21 protein-coding genes, 2 tRNA genes, 1 other RNA gene and 1 pseudogene are annotated in these 26,131 nt (G+C 74.5%); 10 read left to right on the forward strand and 15 right to left on the reverse strand.

Going from position 1 to position 26,131, the window contains the following annotated elements:
* Positions 1-23 precede the first annotated feature (23 nt).
* Positions 24-584 (forward strand): hypothetical protein, encoded by a 561-nt coding sequence (locus ACIGW2_RS13400; RefSeq protein WP_399843405.1) that lies wholly within the window; start codon positions 24-26, stop codon positions 582-584.
* A gap of 25 nt (positions 585-609) precedes the next feature.
* Here the strand turns inward: ACIGW2_RS13400 and ACIGW2_RS13405 are convergent, their stop codons facing one another.
* The 8 genes from ACIGW2_RS13405 to ACIGW2_RS13440 all read right to left on the reverse strand — a co-directional run bounded on the left by ACIGW2_RS13405 (position 610) and on the right by ACIGW2_RS13440 (position 7,354).
* Positions 610-1,431 (reverse strand): ABC transporter permease, encoded by an 822-nt coding sequence (locus ACIGW2_RS13405; RefSeq protein WP_399843407.1) that lies wholly within the window; start codon positions 1,429-1,431, stop codon positions 610-612.
* On the reverse strand, positions 1,424-2,446 hold the full coding sequence (locus ACIGW2_RS13410; RefSeq protein ID WP_391655848.1) for an ATP-binding cassette domain-containing protein: 1,023 nt from the start codon (positions 2,444-2,446) through the stop codon (positions 1,424-1,426). The genes ACIGW2_RS13405 and ACIGW2_RS13410 overlap by 8 nt, the downstream gene beginning before the upstream one ends.
* Entirely contained in the window at positions 2,443-3,168 is a 726-nt protein-coding gene (locus tag ACIGW2_RS13415) for an ATP-binding cassette domain-containing protein (RefSeq protein WP_399843411.1), read from the reverse strand. The genes ACIGW2_RS13410 and ACIGW2_RS13415 overlap by 4 nt, the downstream gene beginning before the upstream one ends.
* A complete protein-coding gene (locus ACIGW2_RS13420) occupies positions 3,165-4,934 on the reverse strand; it encodes a hypothetical protein (RefSeq protein WP_399843414.1) in 1,770 nt (589 codons plus the stop codon). The genes ACIGW2_RS13415 and ACIGW2_RS13420 overlap by 4 nt, the downstream gene beginning before the upstream one ends.
* A complete protein-coding gene (locus ACIGW2_RS13425) occupies positions 4,931-5,557 on the reverse strand; it encodes a hypothetical protein (RefSeq protein ID WP_399843417.1) in 627 nt (208 codons plus the stop codon). Before ACIGW2_RS13425 ends, ACIGW2_RS13420 begins: the two co-directional genes overlap by 4 nt.
* A 56-nt stretch (positions 5,558-5,613) precedes the next feature.
* Entirely contained in the window at positions 5,614-6,372 is a 759-nt protein-coding gene (locus tag ACIGW2_RS13430; RefSeq protein WP_399843420.1) for a hypothetical protein, read from the reverse strand.
* A 5-nt stretch (positions 6,373-6,377) separates the two neighbouring features.
* On the reverse strand, positions 6,378-6,929 hold the full coding sequence (locus ACIGW2_RS13435) for a stage II sporulation protein M (RefSeq protein ID WP_391655843.1): 552 nt from the start codon (positions 6,927-6,929) through the stop codon (positions 6,378-6,380).
* Positions 6,930-7,072: 143 nt separating this feature from the next.
* Positions 7,073-7,354 (reverse strand): hypothetical protein, encoded by a 282-nt coding sequence (locus tag ACIGW2_RS13440; RefSeq protein ID WP_354720413.1) that lies wholly within the window; start codon positions 7,352-7,354, stop codon positions 7,073-7,075.
* Positions 7,355-7,686: 332 nt separating this feature from the next.
* Here ACIGW2_RS13440 and ACIGW2_RS13445 point away from each other — a divergent pair, with 332 nt between their 5' ends.
* From ACIGW2_RS13445 to ACIGW2_RS13455, 3 genes and pseudogenes are all read left to right on the forward strand, one after another.
* Complete coding sequence (locus ACIGW2_RS13445; protein ID WP_391655842.1) at positions 7,687-8,340, forward strand: LuxR C-terminal-related transcriptional regulator; 654 nt, start codon at positions 7,687-7,689, stop codon at positions 8,338-8,340.
* Positions 8,341-8,565: 225 nt separating this feature from the next.
* Positions 8,566-11,244: an AAA family ATPase gene (locus tag ACIGW2_RS13450; protein WP_391655841.1), complete on the forward strand. Its 2,679-nt coding sequence runs from the start codon at positions 8,566-8,568 to the stop codon at positions 11,242-11,244.
* Positions 11,245-11,299: 55 nt separating this feature from the next.
* Positions 11,300-11,679, forward strand: a pseudogene (locus tag ACIGW2_RS13455) (6-pyruvoyl trahydropterin synthase family protein).
* Between the two features lie 57 nt (positions 11,680-11,736).
* On the opposite strand, the gene ACIGW2_RS13460 reads toward ACIGW2_RS13455, so the two are convergent.
* The 4 genes from ACIGW2_RS13460 to ACIGW2_RS13475 form a co-directional block, all read right to left on the reverse strand.
* Positions 11,737-12,159 carry a PIN domain nuclease gene (locus ACIGW2_RS13460; protein ID WP_399843426.1) on the reverse strand — a complete coding sequence of 141 codons (423 nt, stop codon included), beginning with the start codon at positions 12,157-12,159 and terminating at the stop codon, positions 11,737-11,739.
* Positions 12,156-12,371, reverse strand: coding sequence for a type II toxin-antitoxin system VapB family antitoxin (locus ACIGW2_RS13465; protein WP_285527918.1), 216 nt, complete (start codon positions 12,369-12,371; stop codon positions 12,156-12,158). The genes ACIGW2_RS13460 and ACIGW2_RS13465 overlap by 4 nt, the downstream gene beginning before the upstream one ends.
* Before the next feature lie 91 nt (positions 12,372-12,462).
* On the reverse strand, positions 12,463-14,880 hold the full coding sequence (locus ACIGW2_RS13470; protein WP_399843430.1) for a helicase-associated domain-containing protein: 2,418 nt from the start codon (positions 14,878-14,880) through the stop codon (positions 12,463-12,465).
* A gap of 191 nt (positions 14,881-15,071) precedes the next feature.
* Positions 15,072-15,159, reverse strand: a tRNA-Ser gene (locus ACIGW2_RS13475).
* 141 nt (positions 15,160-15,300) lie between these two features.
* Here ACIGW2_RS13475 and ffs point away from each other — a divergent pair.
* The 6 genes from ffs (at position 15,301) to ACIGW2_RS13505 (ending at position 23,892) form a co-directional block, all read left to right on the forward strand.
* Positions 15,301-15,399: signal recognition particle sRNA small type (ffs, locus tag ACIGW2_RS13480), an RNA gene on the forward strand.
* Positions 15,400-15,482: 83 nt separating this feature from the next.
* Positions 15,483-17,660: a DNA polymerase III subunit gamma and tau gene (locus tag ACIGW2_RS13485; RefSeq protein ID WP_399843433.1), complete on the forward strand. Its 2,178-nt coding sequence runs from the start codon at positions 15,483-15,485 to the stop codon at positions 17,658-17,660.
* 61 nt (positions 17,661-17,721) lie between these two features.
* On the forward strand, positions 17,722-18,972 hold the full coding sequence (gene purD, locus ACIGW2_RS13490) for a phosphoribosylamine--glycine ligase (RefSeq protein ID WP_399843435.1): 1,251 nt from the start codon (positions 17,722-17,724) through the stop codon (positions 18,970-18,972).
* A 375-nt stretch (positions 18,973-19,347) separates the two neighbouring features.
* The gene (locus ACIGW2_RS13495) at positions 19,348-21,150 is read left to right on the forward strand and encodes a hypothetical protein (protein WP_399843438.1); all 1,803 of its coding nucleotides are present in this window, start codon (positions 19,348-19,350) and stop codon (positions 21,148-21,150) included.
* Between the two features lie 260 nt (positions 21,151-21,410).
* Complete coding sequence (locus ACIGW2_RS13500; RefSeq protein WP_391655809.1) at positions 21,411-22,871, forward strand: N,N-dimethylformamidase beta subunit family domain-containing protein; 1,461 nt, start codon at positions 21,411-21,413, stop codon at positions 22,869-22,871.
* A gap of 121 nt (positions 22,872-22,992) precedes the next feature.
* Positions 22,993-23,892 carry a phosphoribosylaminoimidazolesuccinocarboxamide synthase gene (locus ACIGW2_RS13505; RefSeq protein WP_391655808.1) on the forward strand — a complete coding sequence of 300 codons (900 nt, stop codon included), beginning with the start codon at positions 22,993-22,995 and terminating at the stop codon, positions 23,890-23,892.
* Between the two features lie 107 nt (positions 23,893-23,999).
* On the opposite strand, the gene ACIGW2_RS13510 is transcribed toward ACIGW2_RS13505, so the two are convergent.
* The 3 genes from ACIGW2_RS13510 to ACIGW2_RS13520 form a co-directional block, all read right to left on the reverse strand.
* A tRNA-Gly gene (locus ACIGW2_RS13510) sits at positions 24,000-24,075 on the reverse strand.
* 22 nt (positions 24,076-24,097) lie between these two features.
* The gene (locus tag ACIGW2_RS13515; RefSeq protein ID WP_391655807.1) at positions 24,098-24,736 is read right to left on the reverse strand and encodes a response regulator; all 639 of its coding nucleotides are present in this window, start codon (positions 24,734-24,736) and stop codon (positions 24,098-24,100) included.
* Positions 24,733-26,100 (reverse strand): sensor histidine kinase, encoded by a 1,368-nt coding sequence (locus ACIGW2_RS13520; RefSeq protein ID WP_399843441.1) that lies wholly within the window; start codon positions 26,098-26,100, stop codon positions 24,733-24,735. The genes ACIGW2_RS13515 and ACIGW2_RS13520 overlap by 4 nt, the downstream gene beginning before the upstream one ends.
* Positions 26,101-26,131: the final 31 nt, after the last annotated feature.

A 26,131-nucleotide genomic window follows, 5' to 3' on the forward strand; every position in this document is an offset into this window, starting at 1 on the left:
GGCCCGCTGCCGAGGATGCGCCCATGCGCTTCTCCTCGACTCTCTCGCGCCGTGTCCTCGTCCCGTTCGTCACCGCCGTCGCCCTGGTCACCACCTGGGCCGCGGCCACGGCGGGCGCTGCCGAGGCGTGCGGCTCGATCATCACCGCCCCGCTCGCCCCGCCCGTCGCCGCCGACGACCCGTGTCCGAGCACCGACCCCGTCGTGTGCCGCATCCGCGTGATGCCGATGGACCAGAAGGTCGAGGCCCAGCGGACCCGCATCCGCTACCACGAACTCCTGGAGGACATGCACCGCACGGAGGCAGACATGCGCGCCGCGGGCGCCACCGAGGAGGAGATCGCCCGCGAGCTCGTCGACATGCGCAACCAGGCCAAGGAGATCACCCGCGCCGGCATGACCCCGGAGGAGGTCCGGGTCCTGGAGGAGCGCAACATGGCCAAGTACGGCAACCCCCTCGGCCCGACGGCCGACCAGCTGTACGCGAAGTACGGCTCCTGGGAGAAGGTCACCGACGCCTCCATGCGCACCAGCTACGCCGTCGACCGCGAACTGAGCCTGGAATACCGGCCCTGCCCGGTGTGATGCCCCTCCCCCCACCCCCTGTAGCTCAGCACTCCTGGCGGCGCAGCACGGCGTACGCGCCCGCCGCCGCCAGGAGGGCCCACAGGAGGAGGACGGTGCCGCCGGCCGTGGGGGAGAGGTCGCCGGTGTCCTGGTGGGCCTGCATCAGGCGGAGGCCGGCGCGGTCCGGGAGGAGGCGGGCCAGGGGGCGGAGCCGGGGGGTCGCGGCGAGGGCGCCGGAGACGACGAAGAGGAGGGGGAGCAGGCTGCCGAGGGCGGTGAGGGAGCGGCGCACGGCGAAGGTGAGCGCCGCCGCGAGCACCGCGAGCAGCCCCGCGTAGAGGCCCGCGCCGGCCAGGGCGCGGAGCGCGGCCGCGTGGAGCGGGGCCGGGGCGCCGAGGGCGGCGCTGCCGACGGTCAGGGTGGCCGCGCCGGTGACCAGGCCCCAGAGCAGGCCGGTGGCGCCGAGGACGGTCAGTTTGGCCGCGAGGAGCCTGCCCCGGCGCGGTACGGCGGCGAGGCTGGTGCGGATCATGCCGGTGCCGTACTCGCCGCCGACCGACAGCACCGCCAGGATCACCACGGGCACCTGGCCGAACTGCACGCCGGTGAAGGTGAGTCCGACCGGGTCCAGGGCGGCTCGCTGGGCCGGGTCCGCGCGGCGGAACTCGGGGCCGATGAGGGCGCAGAACGCCAGGCTCACCAGGACGGTGAGGACCGCGCCGAGGGCCAGCAGGGTCCACGTGGAGCGCAGTGAGCGCAGCTTCACCCACTCGGCGGCGACGGCGTCGTACAGACGGACCCCGCCCCTGGTCCCCATGCCGGGAACCGCACCGCCCACGCCCGTCGGATCGATCACGTCAGGCATGCACGGTCTCCTGTACTCGGGGTGTCGTCGGGCCGACGGTCGCCGCCCGGTACTCCACGGCCTCCTCCGTCAGGCGCATGTACGCCTCCTCCAAGGAGGGCCGCAGCGGGGTGAGTTCGTGGACGCTCCACGCGTTGCGGGCGGCGATGTCGCCGATGCGGGTGCTCGGGAGGCCGGTCACGGTCGCGGTCCGGGGAATGTTCTCGTACGGAGTGTTCCCGTACGGAGTGTTCTCGGACGGAGTGTTCTCGGACGGAGTGTTCTCGGACGGAGTGTTCTCGTACGTCACCTGCCCGCCCTCCGCGCGCAGGGCGTCGGCCAGTTCGTCGAGGCGGGGCGTGACGAGGCGGACCGGCGGCAGGTCGGTGTCGAGGAGGGCGGCGAGGCCGCCGTCGGCCAGCACCCGGCCGCGCCCGATCACCAGCACGTGGTCGGCGGTGACCGCCATCTCGCGCATGAGGTGACTGGAGACGAGGACCGTGCGGCCGTCGTCGGCGAGCGCGCGCAGCAGGCCGCGCAGCCACTGGATGCCCTCGGGGTCGAGGCCGTTCATCGGCTCGTCGAGCAGCAGCGTCCCCGGGTCGCCCAGGAGGGCGACGGCGATGCCGAGGCGCTGCCGCATGCCGAGCGAGAAGCCCCGTACGGGCCGGCGGGCGGCCGGGCCGAGGCCGACCAGGTCGAGCACCTCGTCCACGCGCGCGTGCGGGATCCGGTGGGTGCGGGCCAGCCAGGACAGGTGGGCGCGGGGGCTGCGCGCGGGATGGCAGGCGGACGCGTCGAGCAGGGCGCCGACCGTACGGAGCGGGTCGCGCAGTTCGGCGTACCGGACCCCGTGGACGAGGGCGTGGCCGGCGTCGGGGGTGCCGAGGCCCAGGACCATGCGCAGGGTGGTGCTCTTGCCCGCGCCGTTGGGGCCGAGGAAGGCCGTGACGCGGCCGGGCGCGGCGGTGAACGACAGTCCGTCCAAGACCCGGCGCCCGCCGTACGACTTCACGAGCCCGCTGACCTCGATCACGCGTCCCCCTCCGGCGTGCCGGCGGGGCCCAGGGTGAGGGTGGTGTCCACCAGGTCCGCCACCGAGCCGTCGGCGTGCGAGACGAGGACGAGGGTGCGGCCCTCCGCCCGCCAGCGGGCGAGGTCCTCGCGCACCGCGCGCTCGGCGGCGGCGTCGAGCCCGTTGAACGGCTCGTCGAGCAGCACCAGGCGCGGCTCGTGCGCGGTGGCGCACACATAGCCGAGCTTCTTGCGCTGGCCGAGGGACAGGTCCCCGACGAGCACGTCGAAGCGGTCGCCGAGTCCCAGGCCCGCGGCGCGTTCCCGCAGCTCGGCCGCGCGCAGCCCCCACACGCCCGCGACCAGCCCCAACTGTTCCTCCGCGGTGAGGTGTTCGTACAACGGCGGCGGCTCCTGCACGAAGCCGCGCACGGCCCGTACGGCCGGGTCGGCGGGCGGCTTTCCGGAGATGGTGACGCTGCCCGCGTCGGGGGCGGTGAGGCCGGCGAGCACGCGCAGCAGCGTGCTCTTGCCGCTGCCGTTCGGGCCCGCGACGCGCACCGTCGTGCCCGCGGGAACGTGGGCGGTGAGGCCGCGCAGGACCCGGCTCTCGCCTCGGTGCACGACGAGGTCCTGGATCTTGATGTCGATGTCGATGTCGATGGCGATGTCGGTGTCTATGTCGATGTCGATGTGGTTGTCGATGTCGATGTGGCGATGGATGTCGGCCTCGGCGGCGGTCATGGGGAGCTCCGGGAGGTAGGGGTTTCGGGGGTGGGGCGGGTGTCCGCGGAGGGCGGCCGGAGGTCGCTCCGCGCCACCGCGCGTACGGCCGCCCACCCGGCGGCGAGGGCGAGGACGAGCAGCACCCCGTGCGCCAGGTCCCTCCCCCATCCGTCACCCAGCCCGTCACCCAGCCCGTCACCCAGCGCGGAGAGCACGCCCGCGCCCGCCGTGACCGGCAGCGTGAGCAGCGCGACGAGCACGCCCTCCGTGACCTCGGCGGCCGGGGCCCGGGTGATCCGGCCCTCGGCGAAGGCCTCGGGGCGGGGCACGAGGAAGTACGTGAGGACGACGGCGCAGCCGGTGGCCGCGGCCACCACGGCGTACGCGAGGAGGGCGCGGACCCAGCCGGCCGCGCCGTGGACGCCGCACAGGGCCGCGATCCCGAGCGCGAACGGACCGGTCACCGCCGCCACCGCCACCGAGGCGGTGGCGACCTTCGCCGCCACCCAGGCGCCGGCGGCCCGCGGCGCCTGCCGCAGCGCGTCCCAGCACTCCCGGTCCGCCTCGATGCCGCAGACCTGCACGACCTCGCCGGTGGTGACCAGCGCGGCGGCCACGAAGAGCCCGCCCACGGCGGCGAACGGCAGCTCCCACAGCGGGCCGCCGAGCCCGACGGCGACCCCCAGGCAGCCGGTGCCGAGCAGCACGCCGAGCCGCTGGAGACGGGCGAGGCCGCCGACCGTCTGCGGATGTCCGCGCAGGAACCGCAGCCAGGTCACCCCCCCGACCAGGGCGTACGGGGAGGAGGACCAGGCCCTGAAGCCGCCTGCCCTGCCCGCTCCCGCGCGCGCGGGAGCCGTGGTGGACGGGTCCCCGAGGCCCGTACCCGCAGCGTCGCGGCGCACGGTGGCGCGCAGCCGGAGGACGGCCGCGGCGGTCAGGAGGAGCGTGAGGCCGGCGTACGAGGCGGCCGTCCACAGTGCGTTCTCCGGGCGGTGGGCGGCCGTCCACAGCTGGGGACGGGCGGCGGTGAGCGCGTCACCGACGAGCCGGGCCACGTCGGCCCGGGACGGGCCGGTGCCGTCCGTGAGGGCGCGTACGAAGGGCGCGGCCACGGCCCCGACGGCGCCGCCGACCAGCGCGGCGCCGAGCAGGCGCGGCAGGTGGGGGATCCGCACGACCCGGACCATCAGGGCCGTGACCAGGGCGATGTGCAGTGCGACTGCGGTCGCGGCCGCGCCCGCGCAGTGCAGCAGGAACACCGGGAGCAGCCGGCGCCCCTCCGCGCCGCCCGCCAGCCAGGGGGCGCCGACGGCGGTCGCCGCGACCAGCACCAGGACGGCGATCCCGGCGGCGGGAACGACCAGCCGGGCGGTGACGAGCTGGGCGCGGGAGACCGGGAGGGTGCGCAGGACACTCGCGTCGGGCGGGCTGACCAGGGCGCGGGCCTTCGCCGGTTCGGCGGTCAGGACCTGGTGCAGGAACCACGCCACGACCGGCGCCCACGTCCACGCCGCCAGCTCGGTGCGCACGTCGGGCCCGGGCGGGGCCAGCGCGCCGAGGGTGCGCCCGACGACGACCAGGGCACCGAGCACGGCGGCGGCCCCGCCGGCGACGACCAGCCGCGCGGCCCTGCGCCGGCGCCGCGCCGAAGGGCCCGCGCCGACGAGGAGGTTGAGCCGCCGGCGGGCGTCGGCGAGGCAGAGCGCGTGGACGGTGCGGGGCCAGGCGAGGGAGGTACGGGTACGGGGACGGGCCGGGGCCCCCGGAGCCGTACGGCTCACGAGGCGGCGCCCATGCCCGTACCCGCGTCCGAGCCCGCGCGGTCTCCCGCGTCCGCGCCCGTACGGTCTTCCGCGTCCGCGCCCGTACGGTCTTCCGCGTCCGCGCCCGTACGCGCGCGTGCCGCCGTCCCGCCGAAGCGCTGCGCGGGGCACAGCAGGGTCGCCGGGACGATCAGGCCGACGAAGAGCGCGGCGAGCAGCTTGGGGGCGGTCGCGGTCGGCAGGTACAGGCCGAGGAGGCCGAGCGGCGCCCACCACAGCACACCGCCCACGATCATCGCGACGCTGCCCCAGCGGGCGAGAGCGACGAGCAGGCCGAGCGCGAGCAGTACGACACCGCTCACCAGCCAGACGACGCTGAGGAGGTGCAGGACGTCCATGACGTTGCCGGGCTCGCCGCGCAGATCGGGGGAGGCCGTGACGGCGCGCCGGGTCTCGTCCGTCGTGAGGCGGAAGGCCACGCAGTACGCGATGGCGCAGACCCCGGCCGCCGCGGCGAGCACCCCGCCCGCGATCCGTACCCCGGGCCGGGAGACGCCGTCCACCACCACCGTCCGGCAACGCAGCAGGAACCGGATCACCTTGGGGTTCGCCAGGGTGCCGAAGAGGAGGCGGTGCAGCATGTTTCTCCGAAACGCGGGTGGTGACGGTCGTGGTGGGGCCAGGGTCGGGGTCAGGGTCAGGACGGGAGGAGGCCGAGCGCGAGGGCGTACAGGGCGGTGATCCCGACGGCGACGGTCGCGGCGCGCGGCCAGGAGGCCCCGATGGCGCGGCCGGTCAGCAGCAGGGCGCAGGGCAGCAGCGGCAGCCAGGCGTCGAGCTGGGTCACGGACGGCACGGCCCAGGCGGTCGAACCGCCGGTGACGAGCCGGGCCAGGGTCCAGCCGGTCAGCTTGGCGAGGACGAAGCCGATCCAACCGAGCGTGAAGGCCCGCCGCAGTTCGGTGAATTCGGCGGTCGGACGCGGGCGCCGCTCACCGTTCCGGGACGGGGACAGGGGGAGGGGGAGGGGCAGGGGGAGGTGGCGTACGGCGAGGGCGCCGAGCACGCCGACGAGGACCCCGAGGACGCCGAGCGTGACGATGTTGGCGAGCGCGCTGGTCGTCCAGGCGATGCCGGTGCCGATGCCGACGGCCCCGTCGGACACGGGCCCGACGCGGTCGAGGACCCGCTCCCGTATCTCGCCCCACAGGGGGACGCCGAAGCCGAGGGTGGCGAGGACGAGGGCGCAGACGCCGAGGGCGTGGAGGCGGCGGCCGGGGAGACGGGCAGCACCGCCGCCGGTTCCGAGGCCGGGTGCGGTGTCGTCGTCGCCCCGGTAGCCGGGCAGCCCGTCGGGGCCGTCCGTCCTGATCGCCGCGCGCACCTTGTCCGTACCCATGTCTCGCCCAGTCGTGCTCATGTTGCTCATGCCGCTCACGTTGCTCACGTTGCTCATGCCGCTCACGTACTCACCCACGTCTCGATTCCCGCCGCCACGACCAGTCCCGCCACCGCCACGCCCCACAGCCGGCAGGCGTCCGGCAGTCCGGCCCGCGCGAGCAGTCCGGCGCCCGGCGCCCCGGAGGGCCGCCCGGTGAGCCCGGCGCGCGCCCAGCCCACCAGCGGCACGAGGCCGGCCGCCGCCGCGAGCGCGAGGCAGGCCAGCTCCAGGGGCATGTGCGGCAGCAGGTGCCGTACGACGCCGTCCGTGCCGAGGACGGCGCTGCCCTGGCCCCCGTAGTAACCGGCGAGGACGCCGGTCAGGAGGGTCAGCGGGATCGTCATCACGCCGAGCGTGAGGACACCGAGGAAGAGGGCCGCGGAGACGCCGACGTTCCGCGCGAGGATCTCGGTGAAGAGATTCCAGTCACCGTCCTTGGGGGCGAGGCTCACCCCGGTGGGGTCGGTGGGCGCCCAGTGCCAGCCGGCGCCGAAGGCGCCGAGCCACAGCAGGGTGCCGCACACCACGGCGGGCCACTGCCGCCGGAAGAGCCCGCTGGTCGTCGTCTCCATCTGCCTGTCGCCGCCCGGTCGTTGTCCGTGTGCCTGCGCCTGTGCCTGCGCCTGAGCCTGAGCCTGTGCTCTTTCATGGCCCCCGCCGGCCCGCCGGCCCCGGTGAACGGGGCCGGCGGGCGCGGTGCGGGGTGGTGTGGCCCTTAGGCGATGACGGCCTTCTTGCCGCCCTTCTTGATGGCCTGCTTGACGCCCCAGATCACGATGGAGCCGACGGCGAGGCCGCCGGAGACCAGACCGATGGCGGAGGCCACGTCCATGCCGGTCATGATCGCCTGGTAGGCGGTGGAGGCCGAGTCCTTGCTCATGTTCAGGGCGCTCTTCAGGAAGAACGGGGTGGCGGTGGCCGCGACCATGAAGGCGCCGAGGACGGTGGCGGTGACGGCGGCGGCGGACAGGGGACGGCGGGCTGCCGAGCGGTTCATGAGGAGTGTTCCTTCGTGTGCGTTCATTACGATCGGAGGGCGTGCCCGCCCCGATTGGCGCGGGGCGGGCACACCGTCCGGCCCGGCGTCATCGCACCGGGCCGGTGTTGATCTTGGTGGGCGTCGAAGGGCGCCTGTACTGCCTGTCGGCGGGTCCGTTCGGCAGTTACCGGGGCGTAGCCGGTGCGAAGCAGAGCAGACCGGTGGGAATCCGACTGAGGTGGGACATAGGGGGACTGGCTGACATGCGCCCCATACTTTGAAGTAACTTGACCCCGACCACGCTTGACGTCCAGTCGATCGATCGAGTTCTCGGGGGAACCGTGTTGAAAGTGTCGATTGCCCACCACCACCCGCTGATCCGCGAGGCGCTCGCGCAATCCCTCGCAAGACGCGGCGAGTTCGCGGTCGCCGGCCACGGCGACGTGGACGAGGTACTCGCCTGGGTACGGGACGGGGGGCGGTCGGTCGTGCTCGCCTCCCGCACCCTGCCCGGGGTCGGCCGCCTGCTCGCCGCACTGAAGGGCACCGAGGCGCCGCCCGGCGGGCCGGGGGTCCCGGTGGCGCTGCTGGGCGAGGCCGGTGCCGCGCGTCCCGCCGCGGTGGGGCTGCCGCCGGGCGCCTCGGGCTACCTGCCGGAGGACGCCGACGCGAGCGCCCTGTCGCACGCCGTCCACACCCTGGCCTCGGGTGCGGCGGTGCTGCCCGCCTCCTGGATCCGCCACACGGGCGCCGCCGCCGTCCGCGCGGACACCCGTGCGCCGGACACCCGCGTGCCGGGCGGCCCGCTGTCGCTCTCGCTGCGCGAGCGCGAGGTGCTCGTCCTGCTCGGCCAGGGGCTCACCAACCAGCAGATCGGCAAGCGGCTCGGCCTCGGCGCCGGCACGGTGAAGTCGTACATCAGCGCCGTCTACACCAAGTGCGGCGTCGACAACCGCGTCCAGGCCGCCCTCTTCGCCCACGGCATCGAAGTCCTCGCCGCCTGACCCGGCCCTTACCCCCTCTCTCTCCCCGGCGTCCCCAGGGCATCCGCCCCAGGGCGCCGGGGCGGGCCCTCCCCCCCGTCAACGGTCCGACGCCGTGCGGGTATCGCTCGTGGCCGAAACCGCGCCGATCGAGGCCGACCGGAGGTCTGGTGATCTACGGTGATTGCCTGAACAGTGCGTGGAAGCAAGCTAGTTCTGTACCGGCTGAGGCTTTGGGGGAGCGTCGTGCGGACCGAGTTCGTCGACCGTGTGGAGCACATCGCTGAGCTGCGCGCGCTGGCGGAGGGGCTGTTCTCGGGGCGTGGCGGGGCGGTGGTCCTGGACAGCGTCGCCGGCATGGGCAAGACGTCCCTGCTCGGCGCCTTCGCACGGCTGGCGGAGACCGATCCCGACCTCCGGGCCCTGAGGGTCGTCGCCGCGCGTTGCCATCCCGGCATCGGCCCCGGGCTCGTGTACGGCCCCGTCGTGGACCTCATGCTGCCTCTGGCGCGGGCCGTGAAGCAGCCGGGCCCCGTGCGCCAGTTCCTGAGCTTCACGCGCCGTGGACTCGTGAAGTCCGCGCCCGAGCTGCTCTCGGCCATGGTGCCCGGTCTCGGTACGGCCTTCACCGTCGGCCAGGAGGTCACCCGGGCGTCGCTCGCCGCGGGATCGATGCCGCTCGACAGCCTGCAGCCCTTCCAGCAGGGCGTGGCGATGCAGATCACCGATGCCGTGCTCGAACTCGCCCGCCCTGACGCGCCCGTCGTGCTGACCATCGACGACGTCCAGCACATCGATCCGAGCAGCATGCTGGTGATCGACCGGCTCCTGCGGCACCTCGCGGACGCTCCGCTCGGCCTGGTCCTCAGCCACACCACCGACGCCGCACACGGCGGCGGCCACGCGGCCATGGTGGAGGAGATGCTCCAGCGCTGGGCGGACGACGGGGTGCTGACCCGTCGACGCCTCGGCGGACTGCCGTCCGACGCGATCCACGAGCTGGTACGGATCACCCACCCCACGGCCCCCGCGTCCTTCTCCGAGAAGCTCGCGCAGCTGACGGGCGGGCACGCCATTTTCGTACGCCTCTGCCTGGACGGGTGGCGTCAGGACGCCGGCGACGAGATCGACCTGCCCCCGAGCCTGTCCCGGGTCGTCGAGGCGCGCATGCGGATCCTGTCGGACGAGGACCGCGAACTCCTCGCCGTGGCCTCGACGCAGGGGGCCGTCTTCCTGTCCCGGGTCGTGGCGAGCGTCCTGGACGCCCGTGACACCGACGTGATGGAACGGCTCCGCCGGATCGCCGGCACCGGCCTCATCGAGCTGACCGCCCCGCCGTCGTGGGCGGGCTCGGAGGCGGCGGACTGCTATCGGTTCCAGCACGGCGCGCTGTGGCGGGTCATCTACGAGAGCCAGAGCCCCGGCCAGTCGAGGACACGGCACGCCAAGATCGCGCGTGCTCTCGCGGCGGAGCGGGGCGACGACAGGACGCTGCCGTTGCTGCTCGAGATCGCGAGCCACCTGCGCCGCGGTGGTCCGGGCTGCCTCCCGGCGTCGGCCGAGGCCCACTACGAACTGGCCCGGCTGGCGGCGACCGAGGGGCTGTCGTTCGCCGAGGCGGAGCAACACTGCGAAGAGGCGATCCGCGCGGCCCGGGCGCTGCCTTCGGGCGATCCCGTGAGGGACCGCCTGCTGATTCAGGCCACCGAGTTGTTGCTGTCGCTCACGGAGGTGCGGTGGCGGGGCAACAGCACGCCGGCGGGGGGCCCGGACATCGATGCCCTGGCCGCGGAGGCGGAGGCGGCCGCCGTACGGTGCGCGGTGCCCGAGCTCCGTATCCGCACCGCGCTCCTGCGCGGCAAGACCCTCCTGGCGACCGAGGGACTCGTGCCCTCGCTGGCGAAGCTGCGGGAAGCGGTCGACCTCGCCGAGGCGCACGGGGATCCGGTCGCCCTGTTCGTGGCCAAGGTCGAATACGGCCGGCAGGTCTCCAAGCGGCGGCTCTCCGACGGGCTCGCCCAGCTCCAGGAGGCCGAGCGGCTGTACGCCACCGACCCGCGGCTCGGGCGCCGGGACGACCCGGTGCTGCAGCACGCCCGGAACCTGGGCGAGATGCAGCTCGGCGTCTCGCTCTTCGACAGCGGGCACCTCGAAGAGGCGCTGGTGCGGCTGCGACGCTGCACGGAGCGCCTCGCCGGCGATTCCCTTCGGGCCGAGCTGCCCATAGCCCTCAATTACCTCGCCCAGGTGTACGTGGCGCTGGGGGAGGTGGCGGAGGCCGAGGAGGCCCTGCGCAGGGCCCTGGACTTCGAGGCCGAGCGGGGCGGGGACAGCGGATGGCACGCGTACAACGCCGCGCTGCTGGCGCACCTGCTCGTCCAGCGCCGGTCCGGCAGCGCGGAGGGCCTCCGGCTGATGGAGGACGCCTGGGCGGAGACCGAGCGGACCTGGCTGGCGAACCTGGTGCCGATCGTCCGCAACCTCTACGCCCAAGCCCTGCTGGAGGCGGCCGAGCCGCCGGCGGACGCCCGGGACCGCGCGGCGCGGCTGCTGGTGGACACCATCGTGGAGACGCGCCGCAGCGGCATGGTCCGCAGCGAGATCGCCGCCCTCTCGCTCCGCAGCGGTGTGCTGCTCGAACAGGGTGAACGGGAGGAGGCCGAGGTCTGCGCCCGGGAGGCCCTGCGTGTCCTGAACGAGGTGGGCGACATGCCGGCCCTGCGCACGGAGGAGGTGCTCCACCAGGTCGCCACCGTGCTCCACGCGGCGGGGAACCACGCCGAGGCGGGCGCACTGCTCGCGCGAGCGCGCGCCGAGATCATGCGCAAGGCCGACAACATCACCGACGCCCGACTGCGGGAGGGTTTCCTCCGCACCGTCCCGTTGAACCGGAGGGTCCTCGACGCCGAGCGGGGGAGGCCGTGAGCCCCCGGGGCGGGGACGGGGCGGTCCGGGGCGGCTGTGTGACACTGGGGCGGCCATGCTGACCATCACCAAGGAGTTCCACTTCTTCGCGAGCCATGTGCTCGACCGGCTGCCCGCATGGCATCCGTGTGCCCGGATGCACGGACACAACTACGTCGTGGTCCTGGAACTGTCCGCCCCGCGCGAGGCCCTCACCGAGGCGAGATTCGTCCGCGACTACCGTGAGCTCGACGCGTTCAAGCAAGGGATGGACGACACCCTCGACCACCGGCACCTGAATGAGGCGATGGAGGGGGTACCTCACCGTCGGCGGAGAACCTCGCCGTGTGGATCTTCGAGCTCTGGTGTGACCGCCTGCCGGAACTGACCGCGGTCCGGGTCTCGGAAACCCCCAAGACCTGGGCGACCTATCGGCCGGACCACAGGCGGACCTGACCGCGGCTCGGCGCCATAAGCCCTTGGGGACGCCCCAGCACCGCAACCACCGTTCGGCTACGCACGCCCCTCGGGGCCGTACCACTGGAGGGGCTGGCCGGTTACCGCGGCGATGCACTCGAAGTCGTGGTCACGGTGCAGAAGAGTGAGTCCCTGCAGCTCGGCGGTCGCGGCCACGATGAGATCCACTGCTCCGGCGCCGCGGTGGCGGCCTTGTTCGGTCAGGGCCTCCTGGACCTGCCAGGCCCGCGCGTAGGCGCGGTCGTCAACCGGGACCCAGCCGAAGATCAGGCGGAGGTCCTCGATGCCGCGTGCCCGGTCGGCGGCCGACCGGGCGCTGTAAAAGAACTCCAGCTCCGTGATGGGGCACGTGGCGATCAGGCCGGCGGCTGCAGCCTGGTCCCAGCCGTACTGCTCCGCGTCGCCCCGCATGAAGTGGGCGAGGGCGCTGGTGTCGATCAGATAGAGAGCGGCGTTCACCGTCGGTAGTTTCGCTTGTCCTCGAAGAGTGTCAGATCGAACGCACCTTCGGTGGCAGCTGCGCGCAGGCGGGTCAGAGCCAACGCGCGCCGCCGGTTCTCCAGCACCTCGCGCAGGGCCGTGTTGACGGTCTCTTTCTTGGTGCTGGTCCCTAGGGCCTTGGCTACATCCGCCACCAGCTCGTCATCGAGGTCGATCACTGTCCGGCTCATTGTACACCTCCTTATATCAACTATGGAGAAAACTATACCTCTCACTGTTCACGCTGTCATCGGAGTCAGGGCCTCGGCCGTGTCCGTGGGGCTATGCCGGCATAACGCCGTGGATGCGGGCGAGGGTGAAGACGCGCTCGGCGTCCCGAAGATGGCACCAGGCCTCGAGGAACGGCGGATCGAGGGTCAGACTGCTGAGGGTGCGCACGGTCCGGTTGCCCGAGGCGGCGACGTACTCGACCGCGATGGCCCGACCGGCATCGATGGCATGAGCGAGCTGTCGGACGTCGGTGTACGGAAGGAGTTTCGCCGAACTCGCGACGATCTCCTCGGTGTCCGTGGCGTAGGGCTCTCCTCCGTCGAACGGTGCCGGCTCGGGAGTCGTGGGCGGGGCGGCCAGCAGCCGGGCCGCCAACGTGCCCGGGTCGAAGGCGGCGGATTCCCTCGCCTTGCTCGTGACGGCGATCCGGCCGCGCCTCGCACGGGGGCCGCGCGGAGCCGGAACGGGAGCGGTGGCGCGCCGGGGCGGGGTCCTCTCGATGCGTACCGTTCCCTCGCCGGTCTCGGCGACGGGGGCGTACCCCTCGGCCCGGAGCGCGGCGAGGGTCGTGTCGAGCGGGCTGCGGCTGATCAGCACGGTCGGCGCCAGCCGGCGCAGGCCGAGCTCGGCCAGCCCGCGGTGGGCGGCGAGTTCGGCCAGGAGCGCGGGCTCGTCGCCGTGCAGGACGCAGGCGGCGGGGGCGAGGCGTACGCGCCCGTGGCCGCGTGCGGTGTCGGCGATCAGGTACGTCAGCGGCTGCGGCAGGGGCCCGGTGGCGACAGCGGCCAGGTCGGCCGTGATGTCCTCGGGGGACCGGCCGGCGTCCAGAGCCCGGCGGACACTGCCGGCGCTGAACCGCCACACCGACGCCGTGCCGCTGGTCTCCCGGTCGGCGACGGAGCTCAGGAGCGAGGTCAGCCGCGTCGACGGCGGGCCGGTGACGACGGCGGTGAGGTCGGCGCCGATCCGGGCCGTCGCGGTGGCCGGGGGCAGCAGCCGCCGGCACTCGACGTCCAGCGCCTCGGTGTCGCCGGTCCGCAGGTGGATGCCGATGGCGGACAGGGCGCCTCGCGCGAGGACGCCGAGGACTTCGGCCTCGCGGATCACGGCGGCGAACGGCGGCCCGTCCGGCGACGAGTCGGCGAGGGGGCGGTGCCAGACGATCAGCGGCCCCAGATCCGCCGTGACCCGCACACCGTGCCCTGCCGGGAACCGCGCGGCCGCGGCCAGCAGCCCGTGGCGGGCCTGCGCACAGCCGCCGCAGGGAGGTGCGCCGGCGAGCGCCGGGAGTGCCTTGCCGTCCTCGTCGCGGGCCTGGGTGGGGGTGAGGGACAGGTTCCACCACGCCTGGAGCAGTACGGCGAACTGTTCCGGTGGTTCCCGCTCCGCCCAGGCGTCGTACGCCTCGGTGGGGGCCACCTGGTCGCCGTCCCGGGCCAGCAGCCCGGCGGCGTACGCGGTCTCCAGGGTGAGGCGTACGACGACGTCGTCGGCCTGGGCCGCCTTGCCGAGCCGGGCCAGTTCGCGCGCACCGATCCCGCCGGACTTCAGCCGGGCCGGCGGGGTCGTCGAGCAGGCCGACAGGACCGAGGCGGCACCGGCGGCGAACGCCGAGGCGGCGGCCGACGCCTCGTGGTCGACCTCCCTCGGGCCGACGGGCGTCCATCCCGCGGAAGGCGGGACGGGCTGGAACGGGGCGTGCCAGTCGGGTCCGCGCAGCGCGAGCGTCACTTCGGCGGGCATACGGGCCGGGCCGTAGCGGTCCTGGATCAGGAGCCCCCGTTCCAGCGCCCATCGAGCGTCCGGTTCGGGATCGGGGCCCACGCTCCCGAAGCCGATGAGCGGCACGGGCCCGTCGGTCCCTGCTCCCGCCCGGTCTTCGAGCAGCTTCCGGGTCGCGGCAGAGGCCTCGGCGACCGCGGAGCGGATGCGCTCCGGGTCACTGTGGTGGTCCACCAGCGCCGCCAGTCGCTGCGCCTTGCTGCTGGGCGGCTTGACGCCCAGTGTCGCCAGCATTCCGCGCAGCTCGTCCGAGGTCGTGCCCGTGAGCAGCTCCTCCAGCGGGGCGTCGAGACCCAGGGGCGCGTCCCATGCCTGCCGCAGCGGTCCGGCCATGTGGAGCCTTCCCCCGCCGTCCGGCCAGACCAGAGCGTGATCGGCCAGAGCCTCCAGTACGGCGTCCAGGTCGCGGGTCGTGTCCTCGTCGGCCGCACCCAGCAGTTCTGCCAGGGCATCGGGCGGTGCGGGCGCACCCAGCGCCGCCAGTGCCTCGGCGACCTGGAGATGCGGCAGCGCGAGCCGCGGCAGGGCGAGCGCCACCGATCCCGGGCGCTGAAGGCGGTCGGCCAGCTCCCCCACCGAGAGGGGCTCCGGAGGGCACGCGGCGTCCCGCCGCGCCTCGAGCACGCGTGCCAGACGACAGCCGTCAAGACCGCCGAGCCAAGTCGCCGGCGTCGAAGGGGACGTCATGCCGGGGCACCTCGGGGGATCAGGACCGTGGCAAGGGTGAGCCGCTGCATGGCTCCGAGGATGTCGTATCCCCGTGATCCGCAGTTGTCGTACGGGCAGGAGTCCCCCGTTGGTGGGCACCGGTAGCCCCGGAGAACAGGAGAAGCCGAGTCGCTGTGCGACTCGGCTTCTCATTTCGCCTGTTCAGGCGGTGGCGGAGGATACGAGATTCGAACTCGTGAGGGGTTGCCCCCAACACGCTTTCCAAGCGTGCGCCCTAGGCCTCTAGGCGAATCCTCCGGGGAGAACATTACATGACTGGGAGGGGTGCTCGCGCACGTCGTCGCGAGGGGGGTCCGCGGCGGGGGTCGGGGGAAGGGTGCAGGTCGAGGGGGTGGGGGGACGGGGGTCGGGGTGGGGGTTCGGATCGGGTACTCTGGGCGGAGCCCCTCACGTGGCGCTATCTGACTGAACTCCCCCAGGGCCGGAAGGCAGCAAGGGTAGGTCGGCTCTGGCGGGTGCGTGGGGGGCGCTTGCGTTTCCGGGCGGGGCCCGGAGGGCGGGGCGCCGCGGGGCGGGCGATCGTTCCCGGGTTGTCAGTGGGCGCCTATAACCTCGTATACGTGTCGTCTCTCGCGCTGTACCGCCGCTACCGCCCCGAGTCCTTCGCCGAGGTCATCGGGCAGGAGCATGTCACCGACCCGCTGCAGCAGGCGCTGCGGAACAACCGGGTCAATCACGCGTACCTGTTCAGCGGGCCGCGCGGCTGCGGCAAGACGACCAGTGCGCGCATCCTCGCGCGCTGTCTGAACTGTGAGAAGGGTCCCACCCCGACCCCGTGCGGGGAGTGCCAGTCCTGCCGGGACCTCGCGCGCAACGGGCCGGGGTCGATCGACGTCATCGAGATCGACGCGGCCTCGCACGGTGGTGTGGACGACGCCCGTGACCTGCGCGAGAAGGCGTTCTTCGGGCCGGCCTCCAGCCGCTACAAGATCTACATCATCGACGAGGCGCACATGGTCACCTCGGCGGGCTTCAACGCCCTGCTGAAGGTGGTCGAGGAGCCGCCGGAGCACCTCAAGTTCATCTTCGCGACCACGGAGCCCGAGAAGGTCATCGGGACGATCCGCTCGCGCACCCACCACTACCCCTTCCGGCTCGTGCCGCCGGGCACCCTGCGGGACTACCTCGGCGAGGTCTGCGGCCGCGAGGGCATCCCGGTCGAGGACGGGGTGCTGCCGCTGGTGGTCCGGGCCGGTGCCGGGTCGGTGCGTGACTCGATGTCCGTGATGGACCAGCTCCTCGCGGGCGCCGCCGACGACGGTGTGACCTATGCCATGGCCACCTCCCTGCTCGGCTACACCGACGGCTCGCTGCTCGACTCGGTGGTCGACGCCTTCGCCGCCGGCGACGGGGCCGCGGCCTTCGAGGTCGTGGACCGGGTGATCGAGGGCGGGAACGACCCGCGGCGCTTCGTCGCCGACCTCCTGGAGCGGCTGCGTGACCTGGTGATCCTGGCCGCCGTGCCGGACGCCGCCGAGAAGGGCCTGGTCGACGCGCCCGTCGACGTCATCGAGCGGATGCAGGCGCAGGCCTCCGTGTTCGGCGCCGCCGAGCTCAGCCGGGCTGCCGACCTCGTCAACGCCGGCCTGACCGAGATGCGCGGCGCGACCTCGCCGCGCCTCCAGCTGGAGCTGATCTGCGCGCGCGTGCTGCTGCCCGCCGCCTTCGACGACGAGCGTTCGCTCCAGGCGCGCCTCGACCGTCTGGAGCGCGGGGCCGCCGCCGCGCCGCCCGCCGCCGTCTTCACGACCAGCTCGCCCGCCCCGCAGATGGGGTACGTGCCGACGGCGGAGGCCCATGTCCCGCCGCCCGCACCCGCGCCCCAGGCGCCCGCGCCCGCCCCGGCGCCCGTCCAGCAGCCCCCGGCCCACGCGCCCGCTCCGGCCCCGCAGGCCGCCGCGCCGCAGCCCGGTGCCTGGCCCGGAGCCGCCCGGCCCGGCGGCGGCGCGGCCCCCGGCGCGTGGCCGGGAGCGGCACCCGCGGCACCCGCCCCGGCCCCGGCCCCGCAGGCTCCCGCGCCGCAGCAGGCTCCCGCCCCGCAGGGCGGCGCGCCCTCCGGTGACATGGCGGCCGGCGCCGCTCAGGTGCGCACCATGTGGCCGCAGATCCTGGAGGCGGTCAAGAACCGGCGTCGCTTCACCTGGATCCTGCTCTCGCAGAACGCGCAGGTCGCGGGCTTCGACGGCACCACCCTCCAGCTCGGTTTCCTCAACGCGGGCGCCCGGGACAACTTCGCGAGCAGCGGCAGCGAGGACGTCCTGAAGGCGGCCCTGGCCGAGCAGTTCAACGTGCACTGGCGGGTCGAGGCGATCGTCGACCCCTCCGGCGGCGCCAACCCGCCGCCCGCCGCCGGCGGCTTCGGCGGCGGAGGATTCGGCGGAGGCGGAGCCGGCGGCTTCGGTGGCGGCGGCCGTCCCTCCGCCCCGGCCCCGCAGCGCCCGCAGCCGCCCGCGCCCGCCCCCGTACAGGCACCGCCGGCACACGCACCCTCGGCGCAGCAGGCCCCGCAGGCGGCGGCCGGCCCCGCCCCGTCCGTGCCGGCCGCCCCGCCCGCGCAGCAGGCCCCGCAGGCCGCCCCGGCGCCCGCGTACACGCCCCAGGCGCCGCCGCCGGTGGCGCCCGAGGACGACGTGCCCGAGGAGGACGACCCGGACCTCGTGGACTCGGCGCTGTCCGGGCACGAGCTGATCGTGCGCGAGCTCGGCGCCACCGTCCTGGAGGAATACACCAACGAGTAGGGCCGTCTCGCTCAGCGGCCCGCACAAAGATCACGCCGGCCCGCGGGCTACCCTGGCTGGCGTGAAGGTCCTCGTCATCGGCGGCGGCGCCCGCGAACACGCCCTGTGCCGCTCCCTCTCCCTCGATCCCGACGTCACCGCTCTGCACTGCGCGCCCGGCAACGCCGGAATCGCCGAGGTCGCCGAGCTCCACCCCGTCGACCAGCTCGACGGCGCCGCCGTCGCCGCGCTCGCGACCGAGCTCGGCGCCGAGCTCGTCGTCGTCGGCCCGGAGGCCCCGCTCGTCGCGGGCGTCGCCGACGCCGTGCGCGCGGCCGGCATCCCGGTCTTCGGCCCCTCGCAGGAGGCGGCGCGGCTGGAGGGCTCCAAGGCCTTCGCCAAGGACGTGATGGCCGGCGCCGGCGTGCCCACCGCCCGCAGCTACGTCTGCACCACCCCGGAGGAGATCGACGAGGCGCTGGACGCCTTCGGCGCTCCGTACGTCGTCAAGGACGACGGTCTCGCCGCCGGCAAGGGCGTCGTCGTCACCGAGGACATCGAGCAGGCCCGCGCCCACGCGCTCGCCTGCGACCGCGTGGTCATCGAGGAGTACCTCGACGGCCCCGAGGTCTCCCTCTTCGCCATCACCGACGGCACCACCGTCCTCCCGCTGCAGCCCGCGCAGGACTTCAAGCGCGCGCTCGACGGCGACGAGGGCCCGAACACCGGCGGCATGGGCGCCTACTCGCCGCTGCCGTGGGCGGATCCCAAGCTGGTCGACGAGGTCCTGGAGACCGTGCTGCAGCCCACCGTGGACGAGCTGCGCCGCCGCGGCACCCCGTTCTCCGGTCTGCTGTACGCCGGGCTGGCGATCACCAGCCGGGGTGTGCGGGTGATCGAGTTCAACGCGCGCTTCGGCGACCCCGAGACGCAGGTCGTGCTGGCCCGTCTCAAGACCCCGCTGGCCGGCGTGCTGCTGCACGCCGCCAACGGCACCCTCGCCGACCAGGCCCCGCTGGCCTGGCGCGACGAGGCCGCCGTCACCGTGGTCGTGGCCTCGCACAACTACCCGGGCACCCCGCGCACCGGCGACCCGATCGAGGGCCTGGCCGAGGTCGCGGAGCAGGACGCCCCGCACGCGTACGTGCTGCACGCCGGCACGAAGCGGGAGGGCGACGCCGTCGTCAGCGCCGGTGGCCGGGTCCTGTCGGTGACCGCCACCGGTTCGGACCTGACCCAGGCCCGCGAGCGCGCCTACGCGGCGGTCGGCCGAATCCGCCTTGACGGTTCGCAGCACCGTACGGACATCGCGGAGAAGGCCGCCCGCGGCTGAGCGGCGGCCGTCCCCGCGGCCCTGATGCGGGCCCGCACCAGGCCCGCATCAGGGGCTCCGTCCGGGCCCTGACCGGCTTCCGCCCGGCTTCGACCCGGCTTCCGTCCGGCTTCCGGCCGGTCTTCTCGCAGTGCCCCCGGGGGCGTGGCGGCGTAGTCAACCGCACCGCCGCGCCCCCGTCATCACCTTTGCCCAAAGCCATTCCATCGAGTGACGGCTCGGCCATCCGGATGACGCCCGCCGAAGCCCCAACTAGGGTGCGGCGAAGGCATTCCGGCACTTGGCCCTCCGATCTTGCGATGTCAGTGGCGGGTGCCACAGTGGGGGAGTGAGCAACACCGCCACGGGCCGTCCCGACCAGGGCAGGAGGGGGTGATGTACGGCGTGACCGGTACCGCCGCAGCCGGCGAGGAGCTCGGCGCGCGCGCCGCCCGCTCCCGCGCCCTCGCGGTCCTCCGCGTGCGCGGCAGGGCACTGGGCCTCGCGGTGCTCCCCGCCGCCGTCGCCGTCGTGCTGTACGCGGGCGGGGTCACCGGGCACTTCACCGGCCCCGGCTGGGACACCGCCCGCTGGCTGGTGACCGCCCTCGCCGTCGTCGTGCTGCTCGTCGCGGCCGCGGTCGCGCTGGTCGTCGCCCGCGCCGAGCCCGCCGTGACACCGACGGTGGAGCTCGCCGAGAGCGCGGCCCCCGACCTCTACCGGATGGTGCGCGACCTCGCCGACCGGCTCGGCGTGCCCGCGCCCTCCGCGATAGCCCTCACGCCGGACTGCGACAGCTGGCTGGAGGACCGCTCGCACCGGGCCCACCGCGCGGCGCGTCGGGCGGTGGGCGCCCGCGCCGACGAGGCGCCCGTGCTGGTCATCGGCTCGCCGTTCCTGTGGTGGATGCGGGTCGCCGAGCTGCGCGCGGTGCTCGCCCCGGTCGTGGCCGGCACCGGCCCGGCCGCCCACCCGGACATAGCCGCCGCCCGCCGCTTCGTGCGCGGGCTCGACGCCGCCGTCGCGGTGCCCCGCCGCCCCGGACTCGACCCGGTGCGCCGGTTCGGCGCCCTCGGCGTGGGCCGGCTGGCCCGGATCATGCTGCGCGGCTGCCGCGGGCACGCCGCCGAGATGGAGCGGGGCGTCGCCGCGGCCGGCTCCGAGCGCGCCCAGGCGGTCGACTACGGGGTGCGGATCGTCGCCCAGGAGCAGGTCGGCCTGGCCTACGCGGGCTGGGACCGGCTGCTCACCCGGGTCGCGCTGCCCGCCTGGCGGATGGGCCGCTGGCCCGCCCGCCTGGACGCGGGCGTGGTCTCGGCGCTCACCGAGCTGTCCCGCCGTGACCGGCTCGCCGACGGCTTCGCGTCCCGGCTGGGCGAGCGGCCCGCCTGCGACCTCCTGGAGGAGCCGGGCGCGGTCGACGAGGCGGCCTCGCTGCTCGCCGCCCGCCTCTTCCACGGCGTGCCGGCCGAGCCCGGCCCGGACTGGGCGCCGGTGGAGTGGAGCGCGTACGCGGAGGAGGTCGTCGACCGGAAGTGGCGCGCCGACGCGGCCCGCCTCCACCAGGTCCTCGACCGGATCGGCGCCGCCGCCCCGCCGCGCCCCGCCGCCGCCCAGGCCGCCCCCGACGCTTCCGACGCCCCGACCCTGGCCCGTGTCATGGCCCACCTGACGACCACCCGCGCCCCGGCCGCCGAGGCCGGGCACGGGGACGAGGAGCAGGGCAGGGACCAGGCCAGGGACCAGGCCAGGGACCAGGACCTCGTCCCCCTGGACACGGACGACCTCGACCCCCTGGACCTCGACCTCCACCCGACCCCCGGCACCGAGGCCGCCGACGTGCTCGCGGCCGCGCTGACCGCGCAGACCGTACGGGAGGAGGCCCGGCGGCCGGTCGCGCCGGCCGCGGAGGGGCCCGACGGGCCGCTGCCGCTGTTCCCGCTCCAGCCGCCCCGTACGGGCCGTGACCTGCTCGCCGACCACGTGGCCGCGCTGGTCTGCTGCGCCGCCGTGGACACCGCGGACGCGGCGCCCGGCCTGGACTGGCTGGACGGACCGGCGCTGCTGGTGCGCGGCGAGCGGAGCACGGACCTGGTCCCGGCGGTGCTGTGCCTGGTCGAGGACGGGGACCCGGAGCCGCTGCGGGCGTGGCTGCACCGCACCGGGGTGCGCCCGGAGAAGCCGGTCCGGCTGCTCTGATCCGGCCGTGACGGGCCCGGGCACCCCCGCCCTCGCGCCCTCGCGCCCCCATGTGCCCCGCCGCCCCGGAGGGCTGTCTTCCACTCTCGTCAATTCACGACGAAGGGTGACGGAGTGCGTGCGTTATGTGATGTGCTGGAGACCGGCACTGACAGAGGCATCTTCGACAGGCACACGCACAGGCACAGATACAGCCACACGCACAGGCAGACACCGAGGCACGGACCGGACGACCGGGAGAGTCGAGGGAGGGGCGCGTCATGGGGGCGGAGCAGATCAGGCGGTGGGAGTCGGGCGCGCTCGCGCACGCCGTGTCGGACCCCTTCGGCCAGGGGCCGCTGCCCTGGCTGCGCGGTTCCGAGAACTACTTCGACGACACCGGCCAGATGGTGCCGTGGTACGCGGACGAGACCCTGGCCAGGGGCGGTGGCGGCGGCCCGCGCACGGCGGACGACGTGCACGGCCAGATCAAGGGCTTCGTGTCCAACGGCGCGGTGGCGCCGGGCGAGGCGCTCGACTTCCACATCACCGTGGACCCGCCGCAGCAGTTCTCGGTCGACATCTACCGGATCGGGCACTACGGCGGAGACGGCGCCGCCAAGATCACCACGAGCCCGCGGCTCTCCGGCATCGTCCAGCCCGCCCCGCTGACCGCCGACCGGACCGTCTCCTGCCACCACTGGTGGCAGTCCTGGCGGCTGCAGATCCCCTCGTACTGGTCGATCGGCGCCTACGTCGCCGTGCTCACCACCGTCGGCGGCTACCGCTCCCACATCCCCTTCACCGTCCGCGACGGGCACCCGGCCGACCTGCTCCTGGTGCTGCCGGACGTGACCTGGCAGGCGTACAACCTCTACCCGGAGGACGGCCGGACCGGCGCCAGCCTCTACCACGCCTGGGACGAGGAGGGCCGGCTGCTGGGCGAGGAGGAGGCGGCGGTCACCGTCTCCTTCGACCGCCCGTACGCGGGCGCGGGCCTGCCGCTGCACGTGGGGCATGCGTACGACTTCATCCGCTGGGCCGAGCGCTACGGCTACGACCTGGCGTACGCGGAGACCCGAGACCTGCACGCGGGCCGGGTGGACCCGAGCCGCTACCGGGGCCTGGTCTTCCCGGGCCACGACGAGTACTGGTCGGTGCCGATGCGCCGCACCGTCGAGCTGGCCCGCGACCAGGGCACGTCCCTGGTCTTCCTGTCCGCCAACACCATGTACTGGCAGGTCGAGCTGGCGCCGTCGCCGTCCGGCGCGCCCGACCGGCTGCTCACCTGCCGCAAGCGTCGCGGGCCCGGACGCCCCGCGCTGTGGCGGGAGGTGGACCGGGCGGAGCAGCAGCTGCTCGGCATCCAGTACGCGGGCCGGGTGCCCGAACCGCACCCGATGGTCGTACGGAACGCCGGGCACTGGCTCTGGGAGGCCACGGGCGCGGGCGAGGGCGACGAGCTCCCGGGCCTGGTCGCGGGCGAGGCCGACCGCTACTTCCCGCGCACCGCGCTGCCCGAGCACCAGGGCCGCATCCTGCTCGCCCACTCGCCCTACCGGGACGGCGAGGGCGCCCTGCGGCACCAGGAGACGAGCCTCTACCGGGCCCCGTCGGGCGCCTGGGTCTTCGCCTCGGGCACCTTCGCCTGGTCGCCGGCGCTCGACCGGCCGGGCCACGTGGACGCCCGGGTCCAGCGGGCCACCGCGAACCTCCTCGACCGGATCTGCAAGCGGGACTGAATCCGTACGGAGCCGGGGCTTCGGCGGGACTGAGCGCGGGCTCACACCGCCCGCCGACCGGGGGCGCTCCGAGGTGCGAGAGAATCGGAAGCGCTCCTGGATCAACCTACGCGGAGGAACCGTGTCCGGATTCGTAGAAAAGCCCGAGCCCGTCCAGGTCCCGGGCCTCACCCATCTCCACACGGGCAAGGTCCGCGACCTCTACCGCGACGAGGCCGGGAACCTCGTCATGGTGGCGAGCGACCGCATGTCCGCGTACGACTGGGTGCTGCCCACCGAGATCCCGGACAAGGGCCGCGTGCTGACCAAGCTGTCGCTGTGGTGGTTCGACAAGCTCGCCGACCTGGTCCCGAACCACGTCCTGTCGACCGAGCTGCCGGCCGGCGCCCCCGCCGACTGGGAGGGCCGCACCCTCATCTGCAAGGCGCTGGACATGGTCCCGGTCGAGGCCGTCGCCCGCGGCTACCTCACCGGCTCCGGCCTGCTGGAGTACAACGAGTCCCGCACGGTCTGCGGCCTCGCGCTGCCCGAGGGCCTGACCGACGGCTCCGAGCTGCCCGCGCCGATCTTCACCCCGGCGACCAAGGCCGCCGTCGGCGACCACGACGAGAACGTGTCGTACGAGGAGGTCGCCCGCCAGGTCGGCGCCGAGACCGCCGCGCTGCTGCGCCAGACGACCCTCGCCGTCTACTCCCGGGCCCGGGACATCGCCCGCGAGCGCGGGATCATCCTGGCCGACACGAAGTTCGAGTTCGGCTTCGACGGCGAGACCCTCGTCCTCGCCGACGAGGTGCTGACGCCGGACTCCTCGCGCTTCTGGCCGGCCGCCGAGTGGGAGCCGGGCCGCGCCCAGCCCTCGTACGACAAGCAGATCGTGCGCAACTGGCTGACCTCGCCGGCCTCCGGCTGGGACCGCGCGAGCGAGCAGCCGCCGCCGGCGCTGCCCGCCGAGGTCGTCGAGAAGACCCGCGCCAAGTACACCGAGGCGTACGAGCTCCTCACCGGCCAGCCCTGGTCGTAGCCTCGGGACGGACCGGGGTCCGCAGGGCCCCGGTCCGGACCCGTGCCCCGGCTCCCGGTTCTGGAGAACGAGAAGACCCCCGGTCGATCGACCGGGGGTCTTCTTCATGGAGCGGACGACGAGATTCGAACTCGCGACCCTCACCTTGGCAAGGTGATGCTCTACCAACTGAGCCACGTCCGCCTGCGCCGTAGCGCGCTGCTAACTATACCCAACCTTTCGCGCGCGCGAGACGCACGGCGGTGTGCCGGTTCTCCGCACCGAGCTTCGCGGCGGCGGAGGAGAGGTAGTTCCGCACGGTTCCGGGGGAGAGCGCGGCCCGCTCGGCGATCTCCGTCACCGGTGCCCCGTCGGCGGCGAGTTCGAGCACCTCGGCCTCCCGCGCGGTGAGCGGGGAGTCGCCGGCGGCGATCGCGTCGGCCGCCAACTCCGGGTCCACGTAACGGTTTCCGGCGTGCACGGTACGGATCAGCTCGGCGAGCCGCTGGGCGCTGACCGTCTTCGGGACGAAGCCGCGGACGCCGGCGGCGAGGGCCCGCTTGAGGTGCCCGGGGCGCCCGTGGGAGGTCACGATCATGGTGCGGCAGTCGGGGAGTTCGTCCCGGATCGATGTGGCGACCCTCACACCGTCGGCGCCCGGCATCTGCAGGTCGAGCACCGCGACGTCGGGCCGGTGGGCGCGGGCCATCGCGAGCGCCTCGGGTCCGGAGGCCGCCTCGGCGACGACCACGAGGTCGTCCTCCAGGGCGAGCAGCGCGGCGAGCGCGCCGCGGATCAGGTGCTCGTCGTCGGCGAGCAGGACACGGACGGTGCCGGTCCCGGGCTCGTTCACAGGCTCGGTCACGTGACCGTCACCCCTTCCCTTTCCTGGTCCTCTTCGTGTCCGTTCGGGTCTTCGGTCTCTCGTCCTCCGCGGGTACGGGGCGCGGGCAGCGGCACCCGGGCGGTGACGCGGAAGGAGTGCGGGGCCACCGGGCCGGCGTCCAGGGTGCCGTCCACCGCGCCGAGCCGTTCGCGCAGCCCGGCGAGCCCGGAGCCCGCCCCCGGGACAGCGGCGGCCGCGGCCTCCACGCCGTCGTTCTCCACGATCAGCACCACCGACCCGGCCGCCTCCCCACCTGCTTCCCCACCCGCTTGCCCGTCCGCCTCCCCGTCCCGCGCGGTCCGCAGGCGGATCGCGCACTGCCGGGCGTCGCCGTGCCGCAGCACGTTGGTGGTGGCCTCGCGGACCACCCAGCCCAGCGCGGACCTGACGTCGGCCGAGAGCTCGTGCTCCGTGGCGGCCACGCCGTCGGCGTCCACCGTGCAGGCGATGCCGGCGGCCGCCAGGACGCCCCGGGCGCCCTCCAGCTCCGTGCGCAGGTCGGCCTCGCGGTAGCCGCGCACCACCTCGCGCAGCTCGCGCTGCGACTCGCGGGAGATCCGCTGCACCTCGGTCATCTGGTCCGCGGCCGCCTCCGGCCTGCCGCGCCGGGAGAGCTGCACGGCCAGCTCGCTCTTGAGCGCGATGACGGAGAGGTTGCGGCCCATGACGTCGTGCAGGTCGCGCCCGAAGCGCAGCCGCTCCTCGGCGACGGCCAGCCGGGCCTTCAGCTCGCGGGACCGCTCCAGCTCCCAGACGATCCGCAGCAGCCAGCCGGAGAAGCCGCAGGCGGCGGCGAGTCCGGTGCCGCCGAGCAGCACCGCGACGACGAGCCCGACCGCCGGGGCGAGGCCGATGCCGCCGGCCGCGCCCAGGGCGCCGAAGGCGAGGGCGGTCGCGGGGACCGCGTACAGGATGTGCCGCACGGTGGTCAGGCACAGCGCCAGTGTGCCGAGGGTGAAGCAGACGAGGCCGACGCAGACGCCGGCGACGATCGCGGCGTCGTGGACGAGGCCGGTCCGCAGCAGCGCGAAGGCCCCGAGGGTGCCGCCGCAGGTCAGCGCGATCAGCGCGCCGGTGAGCCGGGTCGGGCGCTCGCGCCGGTCGAGGACCCGGTCCAGGGCCCGGGAGGCGACCACGGCGCTCAGCACGGCGTGCGCGCAGGTCAGCAGGACGAGGGCCGCCGCGCCCGCCGCGTCGAGCGGGCTGTCCGGGGCGCGGCCGAGCGGCATGCCGGCGAGTGCGGCGACCTCCAGCGGCGCGAAGAGGTGGAAGGTCCACCGTGTGTACAGCTCGACCTTGGCCGCGCTGCTGCGCCCGCTCCACCATCCGGTCAGCCTCGACACCGCTCCCGCCCCCTGTTCGTCCCCGTGTCTC

The sequence above is a fragment of the Streptomyces sp. NPDC053541 genome, from assembly GCF_044544705.1.
Lineage (GTDB): Bacteria > Actinomycetota > Actinomycetes > Streptomycetales > Streptomycetaceae > Streptomyces.

Bases quoted from the DNA above. Each gene is read 5' to 3' on its own strand.
- ACIGW2_RS13470 (WP_399843430.1), bottom strand. From the start codon at position 14,880: ATGACGTCCCCTTCGACGCCGGCGACTTGGCTCGGCGGTCTTGACGGC.
- ACIGW2_RS13415 (WP_399843411.1), bottom strand. From the start codon at position 3,168: ATGACCGCCGCCGAGGCCGACATCCATCGCCACATCGACATCGACAAC.
- ACIGW2_RS13465 (WP_285527918.1), bottom strand. From the start codon at position 12,371: ATGAGCCGGACAGTGATCGACCTCGATGACGAGCTGGTGGCGGATGTA.
- ACIGW2_RS13400 (WP_399843405.1), top strand. From the start codon at position 24: ATGCGCTTCTCCTCGACTCTCTCGCGCCGTGTCCTCGTCCCGTTCGTC.
- ACIGW2_RS13435 (WP_391655843.1), bottom strand. From the start codon at position 6,929: ATGGAGACGACGACCAGCGGGCTCTTCCGGCGGCAGTGGCCCGCCGTG.
- ACIGW2_RS13425 (WP_399843417.1), bottom strand. From the start codon at position 5,557: ATGCTGCACCGCCTCCTCTTCGGCACCCTGGCGAACCCCAAGGTGATC.
- ACIGW2_RS13440 (WP_354720413.1), bottom strand. From the start codon at position 7,354: ATGAACCGCTCGGCAGCCCGCCGTCCCCTGTCCGCCGCCGCCGTCACC.
- ACIGW2_RS13500 (WP_391655809.1), top strand. From the start codon at position 21,411: ATGGGGGCGGAGCAGATCAGGCGGTGGGAGTCGGGCGCGCTCGCGCAC.
- ACIGW2_RS13495 (WP_399843438.1), top strand. From the start codon at position 19,348: ATGTACGGCGTGACCGGTACCGCCGCAGCCGGCGAGGAGCTCGGCGCG.
- ACIGW2_RS13405 (WP_399843407.1), bottom strand. From the start codon at position 1,431: ATGCCTGACGTGATCGATCCGACGGGCGTGGGCGGTGCGGTTCCCGGC.
- ACIGW2_RS13430 (WP_399843420.1), bottom strand. From the start codon at position 6,372: ATGAGCAACGTGAGCAACGTGAGCGGCATGAGCAACATGAGCACGACT.